9 protein-coding genes are annotated in these 18,997 nt (G+C 69.5%); all 9 read left to right on the top strand.

The features are described from left to right. The first annotated feature begins 357 nt into the window (after window positions 1-357). Window positions 358-1,599: an ABC transporter substrate-binding protein gene (locus tag ACQP0U_RS21025; protein ID WP_433309658.1), complete on the top strand. Its 1,242-nt coding sequence runs from the start codon at window positions 358-360 to the stop codon at window positions 1,597-1,599. A gap of 146 nt (window positions 1,600-1,745) precedes the next feature. After that, window positions 1,746-2,624, top strand: coding sequence for a carbohydrate ABC transporter permease (locus ACQP0U_RS21020; RefSeq protein WP_433309655.1), 879 nt, complete (start codon window positions 1,746-1,748; stop codon window positions 2,622-2,624). A 131-nt stretch (window positions 2,625-2,755) separates the two neighbouring features. Next, window positions 2,756-3,541, top strand: a complete 786-nt coding sequence (locus tag ACQP0U_RS21015) for a carbohydrate ABC transporter permease (RefSeq protein ID WP_433309652.1) — start codon at window positions 2,756-2,758, stop codon at window positions 3,539-3,541. A gap of 2 nt (window positions 3,542-3,543) precedes the next feature. Beyond that, window positions 3,544-5,466: a glycoside hydrolase family 127 protein gene (locus ACQP0U_RS21010; RefSeq protein WP_433309649.1), complete on the top strand. Its 1,923-nt coding sequence runs from the start codon at window positions 3,544-3,546 to the stop codon at window positions 5,464-5,466. A gap of 93 nt (window positions 5,467-5,559) precedes the next feature. Continuing rightward, on the top strand, window positions 5,560-10,299 hold the full coding sequence (locus ACQP0U_RS21005) for a galactose-binding domain-containing protein (protein ID WP_433309646.1): 4,740 nt from the start codon (window positions 5,560-5,562) through the stop codon (window positions 10,297-10,299). Window positions 10,300-10,367: 68 nt separating this feature from the next. Then, the gene (locus ACQP0U_RS21000; RefSeq protein ID WP_433309643.1) at window positions 10,368-13,553 is read left to right on the top strand and encodes a family 43 glycosylhydrolase; all 3,186 of its coding nucleotides are present in this window, start codon (window positions 10,368-10,370) and stop codon (window positions 13,551-13,553) included. A 24-nt stretch (window positions 13,554-13,577) separates the two neighbouring features. After that, window positions 13,578-14,210, top strand: coding sequence for a hypothetical protein (locus tag ACQP0U_RS20995; RefSeq protein WP_433309640.1), 633 nt, complete (start codon window positions 13,578-13,580; stop codon window positions 14,208-14,210). Window positions 14,211-14,275: 65 nt separating this feature from the next. Further along, window positions 14,276-15,337: a COG1470 family protein gene (locus ACQP0U_RS20990; protein ID WP_433309638.1), complete on the top strand. Its 1,062-nt coding sequence runs from the start codon at window positions 14,276-14,278 to the stop codon at window positions 15,335-15,337. A 25-nt stretch (window positions 15,338-15,362) separates the two neighbouring features. Then, window positions 15,363-18,755, top strand: coding sequence for a beta-L-arabinofuranosidase domain-containing protein (locus ACQP0U_RS20985; RefSeq protein ID WP_433309635.1), 3,393 nt, complete (start codon window positions 15,363-15,365; stop codon window positions 18,753-18,755). Window positions 18,756-18,997: the final 242 nt, after the last annotated feature.

The following is an 18,997-nucleotide window of genomic DNA, read 5'->3' as shown; positions in this document are numbered from 1 at the left end:
CGTGGGACACCCTAGCGGCGGAACGTGATGCGCACCACCTCAGCCACGACGGTGACGATGTGCCGCACGAGCCGTGGACCGGGACCGGCGAGAGGGCGGAGAGGCGATGACGACATGGCAGGCGTCGCCGGTCACGGCGGCGCGAGCAGCACCCACGTCAGGGGCGGTTCCGACTAAGCAGGCCGCCGCCGGCCACGTCCCCGCCCCAGCCGTCCACATGCAGCAGCAATCCGGAGATCACATCTCGTCTTGCGGGGGCCGCCCAGCGGTTCCCTCCGATCGATGAACCCCGTGGGAGGAATCATGAGGAAATCGCTGGGCAGGCGGACTGCCCTACGGTCGTTGGCAGGAGTCCTCGTGGCGGCGCTGGCCATGAGCGCGGCCGCGTGCAGCAGCGACGACGGCGGCACCAGCGCGGCCGAGGCCGGCCCCAACGGCGTCGACGACGGCAGCGAACTCACCCTGTGGACCCGCGCGCCGCTGGAGAAGCAGGCGAAGCTCCTCGTCGAGGCGTACAACGCCGGCCACAAGAACAAGGTCAAGCTGACCGTCGTGCCCAACGACGACTACGTCGCGAAGGTCGGCGCGGCGGCGGGCTCGGACGGCCTTCCGGACCTGTTCGCCGCCGACATCGTCTACGTGCCGAACTGGGTGCAGCAGGGCCTCTTCCAGGACCTCAGCGCCAACATCGACGGCCTCAGCTTCAAGGACACCATCAACAAGGGACACCTGTCGGCTGGCACGGTCGACGGCAAGAAGCACGTCCTGCCCTTCGTGCTGGACCTGTCGATGCTGTTCTGGAACAAGCAGTTGTTCAAGGATGCTGGGCTGGACCCGGAGAAGGCCCCGGCATCCCTCGAGCAGTACGCCGCCGCCGCCAAGGCGGTCCAGGCGTCGAAGAAGGACGGCGTCTACGGCACGGCGGCCGGCCTGAACTGCGGCGGGTGCCTCGTCTTCACCTGGTTCCCCTCCGTCTGGGCCGCCGGCGGAGAGGTGCTGAGCGAGGACGGCAAGGAGTCCAAGCTCGCCGACGACACCGCCCAGAAGGTCTACAGCACTTGGAACGACCTGTGGAAGTCCGGAGCCGTGTTGCCGGCCTCGGCCGATGAGACGGGTCCGACCTGGACCGCCGCGTTCACCGAGGGCAAGGTCGGTCTGATGCTCTACCCGGCGACGCTGCTCTCCTCGACCCCGTTCGACGTCGGCGTGGCCCCGATCCCCGGACCCAGCGGTGGTGGATCCACCTTCGTCGGTGGGGACGGCATCGGCGTGTCGAAGGACTCGAAGAAGGCGGCTCAGGCCTGGAACTTCCTGAGCTGGATGATGTCCGAGGACGCCCAGGTCGGGGTGCTGGCGAAGAACAAGGACGTGGTGTCCCGCGCCGATCTCGCTAACAACAAGTACGCCGCCGAGGACCCGCGGCTGGTCACCATCAACGAGGCGGCCGGCAAGGGCGACACCCCGGTCGCGCTGAACTTCCAGCAGGCGTTCAACGCGCCGAACAGCCCGTGGCTGACCCTCGTCCGAAACCGCGTGCTGAACGGCAGCGGCGACCTGCAGAAGGACAACGGCGAGATCACCGCGGTGCTCAAGCAGTAGGCGCCCGCCGCGGGTGTGTGCCGACCCACGACTCCCGGCACACACCCGCGGCGCAACGACCCGCACGCCCCACCGACCGTCTGCCGCCCACTGATGAGAGGGTTCCCATGAGAGTCACCGCACCGTCTCGCCCGCCCAGTGCGGCGATGCGGGGCCGTGCCCGGCCACGCGGCCGTCAGGCCCTGCTGGGCTGGCTCTACGCGACACCGACCGCGGTGTTCGTCGTGGCGCTCTTCGCCGTACCACTCCTGCTCGTCATCAGGATGTCGGTGTCGAGATGGCCGCTGCTCACCGGCGACCAGGGGATCAACGCCCCCGACAACTTCGTGAAGGCCGTCAATCACCGGTTCTTCACCGACTCGGTGGTGTTCACCGTCAAGTACACAGTGCTCGCGACCGTGCTGCTCCTGGCCCTCGGCTTGGGGCTGGCCCTGCTCGTGCAGGAGTCGAGCCGGTGGAACAACCTGCTCCGCGCGTCGTTCCTGATTCCCAGCGCACTCGGGTTGGCGTCGGCGTCCCTGCTGTTCTACGTGCTCTACTCGCCGTACGCGAGCCCCCTGGCCCCCGTGCTGGATCGGCTCGGCATCACCTTCCTCGGCTCACCGACCGCGGCGCTCATCTCGACGACGTTCCTCATCGTGTGGCGCTACGCCGGCTTCTACATGGTGCTCATGCTGGTCGGCCTCCAGGGCATACCGGCGGATGTGTACGAGGCCGCCCGCGCGGACGGTGCCAGCCGGTGGCAGACCTTCCGGAAGATCACCCTGCCGCTGCTGCGTCCGACCCTGGCGCTGACGACCGTGCTCTGCGTGACCGGTTCGCTGCTCGCCTTCGAGCAGTTCTACATCCTGACGAAGGGCGGTCCGGACAACAGCACGATCACCGTCGTCCAGCTCATCTACATGGTGGCGTTCCAGGGTCAGAACGACCTCGGTGTGGCGGCGGCGCTCTCCCTCATCGTGCTGCTGGCCCTGGTCCTCATCAACGCGCTGCAACTGCGCGCCTTCCGGTCCGAGGAGAAGTGACGTCGATGGTCGCCGTATCCCGTTCCCACATCGCCGACGGCGGAACTCCGCCATCCGCCGCCGGGACAACTCGCCGCGGCAGACCCAGGGGCGTCACCATCGCCGGCATAGCGCTGCGCACACCGTACTGGGTGTTCTCCGGATCGGTCGGGCTGATCTTTCTGGCGCCGCTGCTCTGGACGGCGGTCGCCTCGGTCGGCCCACGGGCCGGCACGAACCAGGTGGACGGCTGGGGCTTCGGCAACTACGAGACCCTGGCGAACTACCAGGCCGGCATCTGGCGCTACCTCGCCAACACGGCGTTCGTCGCCCTGCTCGCGGTCGCGCTGACGCTGCTGATCTCCCTACTCGGTGGGTACGCGTTCGCCCGGTTCCGCTTCCCTGGGAAGAACATCCTGTTCCTGGTCACGCTCGCCATCCTGATGGTCCCGTACGCGACGTTGCTGATCCCGCTCTACGTGCTGCTCAACCAGGTGGGGCTGCAGAACTCCCTCGTCGGTGTCGCGCTGGTGCTGACGATGTTCCAGCTCCCGTTCTCCACCTTCCTGATGCGCATCTCCTTCGAGGCGGTGCCGCGGGAGTTGGACGAGGCCGCGATGGTCGACGGCTGCTCGACGTTCAGCGCGCTGTGGCGGGTGCTGCTGCCCGCGGTGAAGCCGGGCCTCATCACCGTGGGGCTGTTCGCGTTCCTCACCGCGTGGAACGACTTCATGGCACCGCTGATCCTCATCAACGACACCGAGCGCATGACCCTTCCGCTCGCGGTGTCCAACCTGCGGGGCCAGGTGCAGGGTGTCGTCGACTACGGGGCGACCGAAGCGGGCGTCGTCGTGCTCGCCCTTCCGTGCATCGTTCTGTTCCTGCTGCTCCAACGACACTACGTGCGCGGCTTCATGTCCGGCGCGATGAAAGGATGACCATGAGCGGCACCGTACCTGCGGCCGCCCCCGTCCTGCCGATCCGTGGCCGGCTCCGGCCGCTCGGGCTGGACCAGGTCCGGATCACGGGGGGATTCTGGGCCGAACGTCAATCGGTCAACGGCGTCGCGACTCTCCCGCACATCGAGCACTGGATCGAGCGGGAAGGCTGGATCGGCAACTTCGACCTCGCCGTGCGGGGCGACCTGTCACGCGACCGCCGCGGCCGCGAGTTTTCCGACTCGGAGATCTACAAGTTCCTCGAGGCGATGGCGTGGGAGATCGGCCGGACCGGTGATGCGGAGCTCGAGTCGAGGTTCCGCGCGGTCGTGCGGCGGGTGGCTGCGGCGCAGGAGGCCGACGGCTACCTCAACACCAAGTTCGGTCACCCGGGGCAGGCGCCCCGCTGGTCCGACCTCGAATGGGGGCACGAGCTCTACTGCGTCGGTCATCTCCTCCAGGCCGCGGTCGCCCGGGCCCGGACGCGTCCGGGCGCGGACGACGGCCTGTTCGAGGTCGCCCGCCGCGCCGCCGACAACGTGTGCGAGACGTTCGGGCCGGACGGTATCGACGGCGTCTGCGGGCATCCGGGGATCGAGACGGCGCTGGTCGAGTTCGCCCGGGTCACCGGCGACGACCGCTACCTGACCCAGGCCGCTCTCTTCGTCGACCGGCGGGGCCACGGCCGGCTCAGCGATGTGGAGTACGGCCGGGAGTACTTCCAGGACGAGCTTCCCGTCCGGGAGGCGACGGTCCTGCGGGGGCACGCGGTACGGGCGAACTACCTCGCTGCCGGTGCCGCCGACGTCGCCGTCGACCTGAAGGACACCAGCCTGCTGGAGGCGGTCCGCAACCAGTGGAGCAACGGGGTGGCCCGGCGTACGTACGTCACCGGCGGGCAGGGCTCCCGGCACCAGGACGAGGCGTTCGGCGAGGACTGGGTGCTCCCGTCCGACCGCGCGTACTCGGAGACCTGCGCCGGGGTCGGCTCGGTGATGCTCGCGTGGCGGCTGCTGCTCGCCGACGGCGACCCCCGCTACGCGGACCTCATCGAGCGGACGCTGTTCAACGTGGTGTCGACCTCGCCGTCGGCTGACGGGCGGAGTTTCTTCTACACGAACACCCTGCACCGCCGCGAGCTGGGCAGCCTCCCCGACGCCGAGCGGCCCAGCCTGCGCGCGGCGGCCTCTCTGCGGGCGCCCTGGTTCGAGGTCTCCTGCTGCCCGACGAACGTCGCCCGTACCCTGGCCAGCCTGACGGCGTACGTCGCGACGTGCGACGACGAGGGTGTCCAACTGCACCAGTACCTGCCGGGGACCATCGAGCACCGGCTCGCCGACGGGCGTGACCTCCGGGTGAGCGTGGCGACCGACTACCCGCACGGCGGGCAGGTCCGGGTACGGATCGAGAGCGACGACGACCAGCCCTGGTCGCTGACGGTGCGGGTGCCCGGCTGGGCGACCGAGGGTGCGACGTTGACCATCGCCGGAGACAGCCGGCCGGTCGGGCCGGGTGTCGTCACCGAGTGCCGGACGTGGCGCCGCGGCGACGAGGTCGTCCTGTCCCTGCCGATGGGGCCCCGGTTCACCCACCCGGACGCGCGCATCGACGCGGTCCGTGGCTGCGTCGCGGTGGAGTACGGCCCCCTCGTGCTCGCCCTGGAGTCGGTCGACGTGCCCGGCGTTGAGACGGTCGACGAACTCCGCGTCGACACCAGCCAACCGCCCCGTCTCGTGAATGGCCGGGTCACCGTGCGCTGCCGGCGCGTCCACCAGCGAGATCACGACTGGCCCTACCAGGGCGACGCGGTCGAGTCGGTGTCGACGGTCGGCGAGAGCCTCGACGAGGTGGCGCTGGTGGCGTACCACGACTGGGCCAACCGAGGGCCCTCGACCATGCGCGTCTGGCTCCCGAAAGCCCGCTGACCAGATGTCACGGGCCGAGACACTCTCCGATGTTAGCGCTAACTCGTGCACCCGCCTCATCCGTTCAGCCGCACGACGACAAGGAGGAACGACATGATCCATAGACGAGTGAGGAGGGTGCCCCTCTGGGCCACCCTGGCCGCGCTGGTGGTGGGAGGGGCGGTCGGCGTACCGTCCCCGGCCAACGCCGCCAGCCCGATCCTGCCGGGCAACGAGGGTGACGTCGGTGTCTACACCAACGGGCAGAACCACGCCATGGAGATCGGCGACCCGGTCTACAGCAACGTCGGCGACGTCGCCAACCAGCTCAAGCCCGGTGTGCCCTTCACCGCGGGGAACATGCACCAGTCCATCTTCGAGAAGGATCTGGCCTCCGGCGGCACGGACTACTATCTCGACCGCGTGCTGGGCGTCCCCGGAACGCTCGGGTCGGCGGTGCTGATGACCCGGGGTCGCTCCCTCTACATGCGCGGCGCGAGCAACAACAACTTCACCAGCATGGGCTTCGCCGGCAGCGCGTACGTCGGTGGTCCGAACAACCTCGGCAACCTGTACACCGTGACGGTGCCCGGCCAGACCGTCACCGAGGTCAACGCCGACCGCTTCAACGCGCCGAGCCACGCCAGGACCCGGTACACGATCGGGACCACCGGCGTCACCGCCGACCAGACCAAGTTCATCACCGATGACAACGTCGCCGTCACCGCCATCGACTTCGGCAACCCCGGCGACGCGCCGGCCACCCTCACCGTCCGTGCCGCGTCACCGCTGGCCACCCAGGCAGGGCCGGGCACGGCGACGCTGACCGGCACGCGCACCATCACCAGCGGTTCCAACAACGGGCTCGTCGACACCGCGTGGGACTCGGTCCGGGTCGACCTCACCGGTGCCGGCTTCAGTCGTACCGGAGCCAACCTCGACCGCCAGATCACCGTGCCGGCCGGCGGCACGGTCTCGCTGTCGGTGGTCGGCGCTGTCTCCTCGGCCACGCTGCCGCAGACGGTGCAGAGCTACCAGGAGTACGCCGCCATGTCGCCGGCCGCGGCCGTGCGCACCGGCATCACCGCGTTCAACCGCCGTTGGGCGCAGGACGTGCCCTACATCGACGTGCCCGACCCCGCGCTGGAGAAGGCCATTGTCTACCGGTGGTGGGGCGAGCGGTACAACACGCTCGACGCCAACGCGCCCGGCCACGTCTACCAGTACCCCACGACGATCGAGGGGGTGAACCTCTACCAGAACGCCGTCGCGCTGACCCAGCCGATGCACCTTCAGGACACCAAGTGGCTGCGCACCCCCTACCTGCCGTACGGCCAGGTCCTCAACATCGGCGAGCTGTCCGGTTCCTCGGCCTTCCTGGACAGCCCGGGGCACACGAGCTGGAACAACCACTACTCGCAGTACCTCGGTACCGCCGGGCTCGAGGCCTACAACGTGCACGGCGGCGGGAAGGAGATCGCCCAGAAGTTCGCCCGCTACTTCGAGGGCGACGGTGTCGGCCAGCTGGAGCACTACGACGGCAACGACGACAACCTCATCGCCTACGACACCAACTACATGCCCGGCAACGACGCCGACGCGATCACCTTCGGCTATCCGAAGACCAACGCCGGCGCACCCGGCGCGCGCACCATCGAGCGCCCCGAGTCGGCGTACGTGTGGGGCGCTTTCGACGCCGCCCGCCAGCTCTACCAGATCGCCGGGGCCGACCAGGGCAAGGTCGACGAGATGGCCGGCGGTGCCGAGAACATCCGCGCGGCGATCCTCGATCGGCTGTGGAGCCCCGACATGCGGATGTTCCTCGCCGGCACGTCGCACGGCGCCAGCAGCGCGGCCACCGCCAACGGTCGACCCAACCCGCTGCCCGCGTCGGCGCGCGACCTGATCCCGGCCCGGGAGTCGAACCTCTACGACGTCTACGCCGAGAACCTCATCCCGTCCGACCAGTGGCAGAACTACGTCGACGGGTTCCGATTCCTGACCTACGGCGACAACTTCCCGATCTTCCCGTTCTACACCGCCAACCAGTACGACCGGACGGCCTACGGGATCGGCGGCTCCAACAACTTTTCCAACATCAACTTCACGGTGCAGTACCGCGGTGTCCGCTCGGCGCTGCGCCACTACGACCCGCAGCAGAAATACATCACCCCGGCGTACGCCAAGCGGCTGCTGGACTGGATGGCCTGGAGCATCTACCCGAACGCTGACCTGCGCGCCCCGAATCAGGCGGAGTACTACTCCAACTGGAACCCGACCACGAAGACCTACAACCGCAACAACCCGAACCACGTGATGCTCGGCAACATGAACTACATCTTCGTCGAGGACATGGCAGGCCTCCAGCCACGCTCCGACGACAAGATCGAGCTGTCGCCGATCACGTTCGGCTACGACCACTTCATGGCCAACAACCTGCGCTACCACGGACAGGACGTCACCATCGTCTGGGACCCCGACGGCAGCAAATACGGCCTGGCCGCCGGCTACAGCCTCTTCCTCAACGGTCAGAAGAAGGTCAGCACCGACAAGCTCGGCAAGCTCACCTACGACCCGCGTACCAACCAGGTCCAGGCCGAGGACGGCCTGACCGTCACGTTCACCGCGACGACCGGGGCCGACGTCCCGAGCGCTGTCGACACCCCGATCGAGGACACCCGCGTCGTCGAGTACCTGAAGACGGCCGGCATCGACCTCACCGAGGACGCGCCGAACCTGGCGTCAGGCGCTCGCCTCAGCTCGTCGTACACCCAGCAGGGCGTGCGGCCGACGCCGTGGCGGCAGTTCCACACGCCCGGCTGGAGCAGCACCTCGATGAACCACACACCCGGCGCCATCAAGGAGACCGAGCGGCCGGTGTCGCTCGCGGCCGTGACCGACGGCGTCACCGCCAACGAGCCGTACTGGGGCAACTACGGCACCACCGACAAGAACGGCTACGTCGAGCTCGACCTCGGGTCGGCCACGTCCTTCGACAACGTGAAGGTGTACGCGGTCAGCGACCGCCAGGCCGGTGGCTACCGCGAACCCGCACGCTGGTGGGTGCAGGTGCCCGACGGCAACGGCGGCTGGAAGGAGGTGCCGGGCCAGTTCAAGAACCCGACCGTCCCGTCGGCGAAGTTCAACGAGGCGCTGTTCCACAACGTCACGGCGAACAAGCTGCGCATCGCGTTCACGAACAACCCGACCTTCTACACAGCGATCTCCGAGATCCAGGTGTTCGACTCGGGACGCGACGTACCGGAGGTGTCCAACCAGGCGCCTGTGGTCAGCGCCGCGCGCGACGGCGCGGCGGACGGCAACCTGTCCACCCGGCTCGTCGGCACGGCGTCCGACGACGGTATCCCCTACGACAGCGAGCTGACGTACGGCTGGGAGACCGTCTCGGCCCCGCCCGGAGCCGGCGTCATCTTCTCCGACCCGAGGGCACTGACCACGCGGGTGACCGGCACCGTCGAGGGTGACTACGTGTTCCGGCTCTTCGCCGGCGACGGCGAGAAACGGTCAGAGGCTGCAGTGGCGGTGACGCTCGCCAAGCGGGAGGTGGTCGCGGAGTTCGGCTCCTCGGCGACGATCAGCACCAGCGGTACCGCGTCGTGGGAGAACCACCAGCGGGTCAAGGAGAGCACCACCCCGACCAGCTCGAACCCGGGGGCCGGAAACGGCTGGGGCAACTGGGGCCAGCCGCAGAACGGCACCAGCCCCGAGCGGGAGGCCTGGATCCAGTACCGGTGGACCGCGCCGGTACGCCTGTCCTCGACCGACATCTACTGGTACGACGACAACGGCGGCACCCGCCGACCCACCGGCACCACGTACGCGATCGAGAGTTCCGCGGACGGCACCACCTGGACGCCGGTGACCCTCACCGGGGACTCGACGTACGGGAACGGGCTCGCCACCAACGCCTACAACCACTTCGACTTCCAACCGGTCACCACCAGCTATCTGCGCATCCGGATCTGGGGCCTGATGGACGGCGGCGCGGGCACCGGCGTGCTGCGCTGGCGTGCCAACGGCGAGACGGTCGACTCGGTGCGCTCGCCCGTGCTCGTCCGGACCACAGTGGGCGAGGTGCCCACCCTGCCGGGCACGCTCGACGCGGTCTACGCCGGCGGGGCACGGGGCAGCGTCGCGTTCAACTGGCAGGAGATCACGCCGGCGATGGTCGCGGAGACCAACGTCGAGCCGTTCGTGGTCTACGGCACTAACGACGCGTACGGCCTCATCGCCGAGGCCCGCGTCTACGTGCGGCCCGAGACGGCGCCGGGCGGCATCTCGGTCCAGGGCGCCGAGGCGTTCGAGCGGTCCGTCGACGTGGGGGAGCTGCCGCACCTGCCGGACAAGGTGGAGGTCTCCTACAACGACGGCTCCCGCGACAACCAGGCGATCGGCGTCGACTGGGAGTTCGACGAGGACATCGTCGACACCCCCGGTCGCTACACCGTCATCGGCAACCTGATCCTGCCCGACTACGTCAGCCAGGCCGGGGCCACGCGGACCACGTTGACCCTCATCGTGGGCGACCCGCCGCAGACCCCGACGTGGAACGTCGAGGTGCAGGCGCGCACGCAGTGCATCGGCACCCGCGCCTACGTCGCTGTCGACGCGCGCAACGCCGGGGACGTGCCGCTGAGCATCGAGCTGATCACGCCGTACGGGTCGCGCACGGTGTCCAGCGTCGCCCCCGGCAGGTCCGCGTACCAGGCGTTCACCACCCGCGCCGAGTCGGTGCCGACCGGAGTCGCGACGGTGAAGGCCACCGGCAACGTGGACGGCCAGCCGGTGACGGTGGCGTTCGAGGCGCCGTTCGGCGCGCTCGCCTGCGGCTGACCCTGTGTGGTGGCGGCGCCGCACCGGCGCCGCCACCACCTCCGGACAACAGTGAGGAGATCGACACCGTGAACACCACAGTGGTGCACGGCGCCGCCCCACCGACCCGCCGGCCGGCGCGCCGGATCCACCGGACGCTCGCCGCGACGGCGGTCTCCGGGCTCGTCGCCGCCGGCCTGGTCGGGCTCGCCGCGCCCGCCTACGCGGCCGACTCGTACACCTTCACCAACACCGTCAACCCGATCCTCGGCGACGGCAGCTACTACTCGGCCGATCCGGCGCCGGTCGTCGTGCCGGCCGGTGTCCCCGGCAACGACACGGGCCAGGACCAGCTCTACATCTACACCGGCCATGACCAGGCCGGGCCGTCGACCAACGACTTCATCATGAACGAGTGGGGCGCGTTCCGTACCTCGGACGTCCAGGCCGGCCAGTGGACCCACTACCCATCGCTGATGCGCCCGGAGCAGGTCTTCTCCTGGGCGACGCCGGGCCGCGCGTACGCGGGCCAGGTCGTCCGGGGCGTGGACGGGCGCTACTACTGGTACGTACCGATCAACGAACGGGACAGCCCGGCGTCCGACACGTTCGCGATCGGCGTGGCCGTCTCCGGCAGCCCCACCGGTCCGTGGACCGACCACGCGGGCGGGCCGATCATCTCCCAACGCGTGCCGACAGCGAACACCATCCACAACATCGACCCGACGATCCTGATCGACGGCACCGCACCGAACCAGCGGGTGTACCTCTGGTGGGGCTCGTTCAGCCAACTGCGGATGATCGAGCTCCAGCAGGACATGAAGACCCCGGTCACCACCCAGCGCTCGGTCACCGGCCTGACCGGCTTCTTCGAGGCGGCCTGGGCCTTCAAGCGCAACGGCACCTACTACATGGCGTACGCCGGGAACAACGCCGGTCCGACATCGGCGTGCACCCCGGCGAACTACCACGCCTGCATCGCGTACGCGACGGCGTCGTCGCTCGAGGGACCGTGGACCTACCGGGGCACCATGCTCCGACCGGTCTCCTCGACGACGAGCCATCCGGGCATCCTGGAGTTCAACGGCAGGTGGTACATGGCGTACCACACCGCCGACGCCGTGGGCGGCGGCCACTTCCGCCGATCGGTGGCGATCGACCCGGTCGAGTGGGACGACACGCAGAGCCCTCCGAGGTTGAAGCTCGTCACGCCGACGCCGGTCAAGGGGCCGGACCGGACCCCGCGGGCGAACATCGCCCAGGCAGCGAGGGTCACCGTCTCCAACGAGCCGGTACCCACGCAGTACTGGGCGAAGGCGCTCAATGACGAGACCGTCCGGTCGAACCCGCTGCCACCGGACATGTGGGGGACGTGGACGGGCAACAACCCGCCCCAGCAGTGGGTGCAGTACACGTGGGACCAGCCGATGCGGATCTCCGGATCGCAGATCGACTTCTGGAACGACCAGCCGCAGGGCACCGGAACGGGCGTCGCCGCCCCCGCCCGCTGGCGTATCCAGTACTGGGATCTCGCCAGCGGTCAGTGGGCCGACGTGCCGAACCCGAGTGGCTTCCCGACCAGCACGGTGGGCTTCCAGGACACCACGTTCGACCCGGTGACCACGACCCAGGTTCGGGCCGTGTTCGACGCGTCCACCAATGGCAGCACCTACTCCGCGGTGGCGGTGGAGGAGTGGAAGGTCCTCGCCGCACAGCCGGTGTCCGTCACGGCCCCCGGGATGACGGTGGAGGTGGGGGAGACCGAACTGCCCGACAGCCTTCCCGTGGCGTTCGGCGCGGATACGCTGCGGCTGCCGGTCTTCTGGGACCCGGTCACGCCCGAGAATGTCGCGACACCCGGGACGTTCACGATCGGGGGCAGCGTCCTCGGCTACGCCGCCGGTCGCGTCTCCGCGCCGGTCCGGGTCATCTCGCCGGAGGACACCGAGGGCGACGAGACCCCGCCGACGCTGACGCTCACGCCCAGCGGCAGCGCTGGCGGCGCCGGCTGGTTCCGGTCGGCGGTGCGGGTACGTCTCGCCGGTGTCGACGACGGTGGCGGTCGGTTGACCATCGAGTCGCGGGTGGACGACGGCGAGCCGGTCGTCGCGAGCGCCGTGCGGTCCGCCGACGTGACTGTCTCCGGCGACGGTCAGCACAGCGTCCGAGCGACGGTGACCGACCGTGCGGGCAACGTCTCGCCGCCCGCGACCCTTTCGGTAAACATCGACGCGACGCCACCGACGAGCACGGCCACCGTGGACAACGCCACCCGGGCGGTCACGGTGACCGCCAGCGACGCGACCTCCGGGGTCGCCCGCATCGAGTACGCCACCGGCACCGGCGCGTGGACCGCCTACAGCGGAGCCATCGCGGCGCCTGACTCGAACCGGCACACCGTGTCGTTCCGCGCGCTCGATGTGGCGGGGAACCTGGAGACCGCGAAGACGGTCACCATCCCGGCGGACCTGTCCGGGCCGCTCGCCGGCAACATCGGGCCCATCGCGACCCCGACGGCCTCCTACACGGCCGGCTGGAACAGCGTCACCGCCCTCAACGACGGCGCCGACCCGTCCAACCCGAGCCAGGCGCAAATCTGGGGCACCTGGTCCGGCACCCGCCCGGCGACCCAGTGGGTCCAGTACGACTGGGCGCGACCGGTGCGCATCACCGGCACGGAGCTGAAGTTCTGGCGGGACTCCAACCAGGGTTCCGGCGACGGCGTCGCCCAGCCGGACGGTTGGGTGCTGCAGTACTGGGACGAGGCCGGCGCGGCCTGGCGCGACGTGACCGGGGCTTCCCCCTACGGCACCAGCACCACCGCGTTCAACACCGTCTCCTTCGACCCCGTCACGACGCCCAGGGTGCGCGCCACCGTCCGGGCCAACGGCAACGGCACCACCTACTCGGCGGTCGCGATCACCGAGTGGCGCGTCGTCGCGGACGACCCGGGAGTCCAACCCGCGTTGCCCGTCACGGTCAGCGCGCAGACGAGGTGTGTCGGCGGCCGGGCGTACGTGGCAGTTCAGGCACGCAACGACCACGACGTACCGGTGGACATCCTCCTGGAGACGGCGTACGGCCAGCGGCTCGTCGCGGACGTGGCGCCCGGTGCGAACGCCTACCAGTCGTTCGCCACCCGGGCGGTCTCGATCCCGGCCGGGTCGGTGACCGTCCGGGCCACCGCGCCCGTCAACGGTACCGACGTGACGACCGTCCGCACCGCAGACCACGTCGGCGCCGACTGTGCCGGCGATCCCCGTCAGGCCCCCTAACCACCAGCGACGAAGGAGCAGCAGATGAGAACAGGAAACCGTAGGCGGTTGTTCGCGGCCGGTGCCGCGGGTGCGGTGCTGGTCGGGACGGTGGCGATGCAGACGCCGGTCCAGGCCGAGCCCGGCGACAGCAGCGACGTACGGGTGACGGTCGACATCGAGGAGATCACCGAACCCGGCGTGCTCGCCATGTCGATCGCCGGCGACTCGGTCGCGCTGTCCGAGGACGGCTCGACCCTGCTCGTCCGTCAGTTCGTCGGCAGCCTGCCAACGGTGACGGTGACCGACACCCGTACGCCGGAGGAGGTGCCCGACAACGCCGCCTGGGCCGTGCTGGGTAGCGCCACCGATTTCGTCGGCGGCGCCGGTCAGACGCCGATCAGCGCGGGACATCTCGGGTGGAAGCCGCGCCTGCTCGACGGCGGCGACACCGGCCTGGTCGCCGAGGGCGAGGAGGTGGTGACCGTCCTCGACGAGCCGACCCAGCCCGGCAACAACGTGGGCCTGGTCGACCAGGAGCTGCTGGTGTCGACCTTCGACTCGGAGGCGGTGACCGGCGACGCGTACTCGGTGGACGCCGACCTGTACCTGCGCACCCCGGCGGATGTCGCCGCCGGCTCGTACACCTCGACGTTGACCCTCTCGCTGTTCGAGTGACCCACCGGTGGGGGTCGCGGCGACGCGGCCCCCACCCGTCACATCCCTCCGTCGAAGGACCCGCGATGATCCGGACCTCGCCGCGGACGCCGCTGCGACTGCTCACCGTGCTGGCCGCGGTGATCGTCGCCGCGCCGGTCGCACCCGCCGCCGCGACGGCGCAACCGACCACTCCGACGCTGACCTGGGCGGTCCAGCCCGCAAACCAGCAGGGCCCGGATGGCCGCCGGTGGGTCGAGCGCACGCTCGACCCGGGGCAGGTGGTGACCGAGCACCTGGCCGTGCGGAACTTCAGCGACGGCGTCGTGGTCTTCGCGCTGAAGGCCGCCGACGGCTACCTCACCGACAAGGGCCGCTTCAACATGCTTGCGTCGAACCAGCAGTCGGCCGACGGCGGCACCTGGATCAGGGTGCAGCAGACGGTCAGCGTGGGGCCCCGCCAGACGACTGTGGTGCCGTTCACCATCACGGCGCCCCGCGACGCCACGCCCGGGGACCACCCGGCCGGCATCGCGGCGGCGGTCACGAGCGCGGGAGGCACGGTCGCCGTCGAGAGCCGGGTCGGGTTCCGGGTCATGCTGCGGGCAAGCGGCACGGTCACCGCGTCCCTGGCCATCAGCAATCTCACCGCCCGGTACGAGCGCTCGTGGAACCCCTTCTCGGCCGGCACGGTCCACCTCAGATACACCACGACGAACGACGGCAACGTCGCGGTGGCCGGCACCGGGCGGACGACCGCCGCCGGCCCGCTCGACCTGGCCACGCGGCGCACCACGACGAATGTCGAGGAGACACTTCCCGGCGGCAGCCGCGAGGTCGAGGGCCGCCTCGACGGTGTCTGGTCGCTGGGACGACTCGGGACCCGCGTCGACCTCACCCCGGCCATCCTGGGCGGTGATTCCCCCGGTGCCGAGACCAGGCCCACCACCGCCACCGTGACGATCTGGGCGCTGCCGTGGCCGCAACTGGCCCTCGTTGCCGTCCTCGCCGTCCTGGCCCTCGCCGTCCGACGCACAGTGCGCCGACGCCGGCGGCGACTCGCGCAACTGATCGCCGACGCCCGGGACGAGGGTCGGGCAGAGGCCCGGACATCGGCTCTCGCCGGCGGCGCGCCACAAGCCTTCTGATCCCCCGCGTGAAAGGACGACCGCAATGGTTCTCTCCGACAAGATGCCCGTCAGTCGCCGTCAGGTCCTCCAGGCGTCCGCGATCGGTGTCACCGCGGCGGCCGCAGGCACGCTGCCCGCCGCCACCGCCCACGCAGCCACCGCGTCAGCCGGCCCGAGTCCGCTCACCGTGACCCCGGCCGACCCCGGCCCCGGCGGCACCGCCCCGGTCCGGCCGTTCCAGCTGCGCGAGGTGACGCTGGGCGACGGCCTGCTCCAGGAGAAGCGCGACCGCATGAAGAGCTACCTCCGACAGCTCGACGAGCGGCGGTTCCTCGTGTTGTTCAACAACCAGGCCGGCCGACCGAACCCGGCGGGCGTCTCCGTCCCCGGGGGCTGGGAGGACGGTGGGCTGCTCAGCGGCCACTGGGCCGGCCACTTCATGACGGCCCTGGCGCAGGGCTACGCCGACCATGGCGAGCCGATCTTCAAGAGCAAGCTCGACTGGATGGTCAACGAACTCGCGGCGTGCCAGGCCGCGATCACCGCGCGAATGGGCGGGGGCGACCCGGGCGGTGAGGAGCCGGAGGAACCGCAGATCGGCCGGGTGCCGGGTCGCTTCGGCAGCGGCCTCCGCCTCAACGGCCCCAGCCGGGCGCAGCACGTGACCCTGCCCCAGGAGGCGATCAGCCAGCTCGCCGACTTCACCATCGCCACCTGGGTCAATCTCTCCTCCACCCAGAACTGGAGTCGGCTGTTCGACTTCGGTCAGAGCACCACGGTCAACATGTTCCTGACCCCCCGCGCCGGCGTCACCGGAAACGTGCCGAGGTTCGCGATCACGGTCAGCGGTAGCGGTGGTGAACAGCGGATCGACGGTACCGCCGCACTGCCGACCAACCAGTGGGTGCACCTCGCCGTCACCCTCAGCCAGCGCACCGGCACCCTGTACGTGAACGGTCAACAGGTCGGCCAGAACTCGAACATGACCCTCAGCCCGGCCAACCTCGGAAACCCGGGAAACCGGTGGATCGGACGCTCCCAGTACGGCGACGCGTACCTGGACGCGACCGTCGACGAGTTCCACATCTTCGACCGGGCACTGACTGCGCAGGAGATCCAGTCGCTGCTGGACTCGGCGGCCGGGAGCACCGGCGGCGGGTCGATCGCCTGGTACCGGTTCGAGGAGGAGGACGGCTCCACGATCAGGGACGCCTCGCCCAACGGCCGCGACGGCGGCATCGTGGCCAGCCAGAGCGGCGGGGGAGCCCTCTGGGTCCCGACCCATCCCGGCTACCTGGGCGCGATCCCCGAGGACGCGGTCCTCCGACTCGGCCCGCCACGGTGGGCCGTCTACGGCGGTGACCTGGGCGCCAACACCTGGGCACCGTGGTACACGCAGCACAAGATCATGCGAGGGCTGCTCGACGCGTACTACCACACCGACAACCAGAAGGCCCTCGACGTGGTCATTCGGATGGCCGAGTGGGCGCACCTCGCCCTGACCGTCGGGGACAAGAACCACCCCGCGTACACGGGCCCGATCACCCGGGACAACCTGAACTACATGTGGGACCTCTACATCGCTGGCGAGACCGGAGGCGCGAACGAGGTGTTCCCAGAGATCTACGCGCTCACCGGCGACGCGAGGCACCTGGACACCGCCAAACGCTTCGACAACCGGGAGTCGCTCTTCGACGCCTGCGTCCAGAACCGCGACATCCTCGTCACGACCCCACAGACCAGGCCCGGTCGTCGCCGTCCGGATCGGCTGCACGCCAACTCGCACGTGCCGCAGTTCGTCGGCTACCTGCGCGTCTACGAGCACAGCGGCGAGCAGGACTACCTCCAGGCCGCCAAGAACTTCTTCGGCATGGTCGTACCGCACCGGATGTACGCCAATGGGGGAACGGGCGGCAACTACCCGGGCTCCAACAACAACATCGAGCTGTTCCAGAACCGGGGGAACATCGCCAACTCGATCGCCCAGGGCGGTGCCGAGACGTGTACCACCTACAACCTGATCAAGCTGGCTCGTAACCTGTTCTTCCACGAGCACGATCCGGCGTACATGGACTACTACGAGCGCGGTCTGATCAACCAGATCGCCGGTTCGCGGGCGGACAGCGCCAGTGTCAGCAGCCCACAGGTCACCTACTTCCAGCCGTTGACCCCGGGTGCCACCCGTGACTACGGCAATATCGGCACCTGCTGTGGCGGCACGGGTCTCGAGAACCACACCAAGTACCAGGAGACGATCTACTTCAAGTCCGCCGACGGTGGAACGCTCTGGGTCAACCTGTACGTGTCGTCGACGCTGACCTGGGCCGAGAAGGGCTTCACCATCACCCAGGAGACCACGTACCCGCGCGAGGACCGCACCCGGTTGACCGTGCAGGGCACCGGCCCGCTCGCGATCAAGCTGCGGGTGCCGTCCTGGGCGCGGAAGGGCTTCCTTGTCACGATCAACGGCGCCGCTCAGAACGTCACCGCTACGCCCGGCAGCTACCTGACCCTGAACCGGGCCTGGAACCCCGGCGACACCATCGAGATCCGGATGCCGTTCAGCATCCGGATCGAGCGGGCGCCGGACCGTCCCGACACGCAGTCGATCTTCTGGGGTCCGGTCCTCATGCAGATCCTGGGGAACCCGGGCGTCGGCAACTACCGGGAACTCTCGCTCTACCGGCACCTCAAGCGCGATGGCGACTACTCCCGCGCGGCAGTCACGCACACGAGCACGACGGCGGCGGGTGACCGCCTCTTCAGCACGCACGGCTTGACCCTGCGGCCGTACCACATCGCCGACACCCAGGCCGCCTCGTCGTACTTCCGGCGGGTCGAGCCGACAATCGTCTTCGGCTCGGTCGACACCGGCGTGCCCAATCGCAGGCGCAATGACGGCCTGCCGAAGTACGACATCCCGGTGACCGGAATCCCCTCGCCCGGCACCGACGGTCCCACCTTCCTCGACCTGGTGTGGGACCGGGCGCCCTTCGCCAACCACGGACAGTTCGTCTCGACCGTTACGCAGACCGCCGAGGCGTTCGTCGCGGCGGGCGCCTTCACCGCGGCGGAGAAGGATCTCGTCGTCTCGTACGCCGCCCGCTCGAACAGGGAACTCGCGCCAGCACCCACCTGGAACGTCGAGGTGCAGGTCCGCACACGGTTCATCGGCGCCAACGCGCACGTCTCCGTCACCGCCCAGAACGCCGACGATGTGCCGCTTACCATCGAGCTGAGCACGGTGTACGGCACGCGGACGGTAGCTGGTGTCGCTCCGGGCAAGGCCGTCTACCAGGCGTTCAACGCGCGTGGAACGTCGGTGCCGGCAGGCATCGCAACCGTCAGGGTCACCGGGACGGTGGACGGTGGGTCGGCGACCGACGAGATCGAAACGCCGTACGAGGCGCTCGACGGCGACCAGGTGAGGCCGTAGCCCTGAGGTGGGGTGGCGAGGGCCGGCCTGCCCTCGCCACCCGACCGGATCCGTCGCCGTGGCGTTTCGGTGGAAATTTCGGGAGGCGACCCGCCGGTTCTTTCCTGGCAGCTGCCGCAGGTGCTCGCCGGTGTAATGTTCCGCCCAGGTGAGAGCTTCGATGGGACAATGCGGTGCCCGAACCCTCGCCGAAACATCGCCGAAAAGGCACTGAGGATCCTCGTCCGCCAGGAGTGGTCGTC

This window comes from Micromonospora sp. CA-269861, assembly GCF_050948505.1.
In the GTDB taxonomy this organism is placed as follows: domain Bacteria; phylum Actinomycetota; class Actinomycetes; order Mycobacteriales; family Micromonosporaceae; genus Micromonospora.
Note: the sequence above shows the minus strand (reverse complement) of the source record. Positions and strands in the feature narration are given on the sequence as shown.